The sequence below is a fragment of the Rhizobium sp. P2_G9 genome, from assembly GCF_056403475.1.
Map to the genome: position 1 here is coordinate 1 of NZ_JBFUFK010000131.1, position 856 is coordinate 856.

Annotated in this window: 1 pseudogene; it reads left to right on the top strand. The window is 53.7% G+C overall.

From position 1 onward, the window contains the following. Window positions 1–80: 80 nt before the first annotated feature. Window positions 81–844, top strand: a pseudogene (locus AC1DYF_RS40305) (IS5 family transposase). The last annotated feature ends 12 nt before the right edge of the window (window positions 845–856 follow it).

The window sequence follows — 856 nt, forward strand, 5'->3', positions numbered from 1 at the left end:
CTAGGCCGTAAACTCATAAACGGGCTTCCCCTTTGGGTTTGACGGTGATTCAAGGCTGCCATTGATTTGGGAGCCTAATGATGACCCGTCGCCGCCATGAGCTGACTGATTTGGAATGGAATATTATCGCGCCTTTGTTGCCGAATAAGCCTCGYGGTGTTCCACGGGTAGATGATCGTCGCACCATCAATGGGATTTTGTGGCGGTTCCGCACCGGTTCGCCGTGGGCGGATGTTCCGGAGCGCTACGGCCCATCAACGACATGCTACAACCGCTTTGTCAGATGGCGCAAAGCCGGTGTCTGGGATCGRATTTTGGCCGATATTTCAAAAGCCTTTGATRGCGACATCATCATGATCGATTCATCTTGCGTCCGAGTGCATCAGCATGGTGCAACGGCAAAAAAGGGGGGTCTGATGATGGCTGCATGGGACGTTCCCGCGGCGGGCTGACGACCAAGATCCATGCTGTCGTCGATGCCGAAGGCCGTCCCGTCGCTCTTGAATTGACCGCCGGGCAGACGCACGACAGCAAGATGGCACTGCCGATGCTGAGCGTTATGCGCGAGGGCACGATCATCCTTGGTGACAAAGCTTACGATACCAATGCATTGCGTGCACAAGCCAAGGAAAAGAAGGCCTGGGCCAATATCCCAGCCAAAAGCAATCGCAAGGACAGCTTTTCCTTCAGCCGATGGGTCTATCGGCAAAGAAATCTCGTCGAACGCTTCTTCAATAAGCTCAAACAATATCGAGCTATGGCAACACGTTACGACAAGAACCCAGCCAATTTCCTTGCCGCCGCCAAAATCATTGCTACCCGCATCTGGATCAACGCGTTATGAGTCTACGGCCTA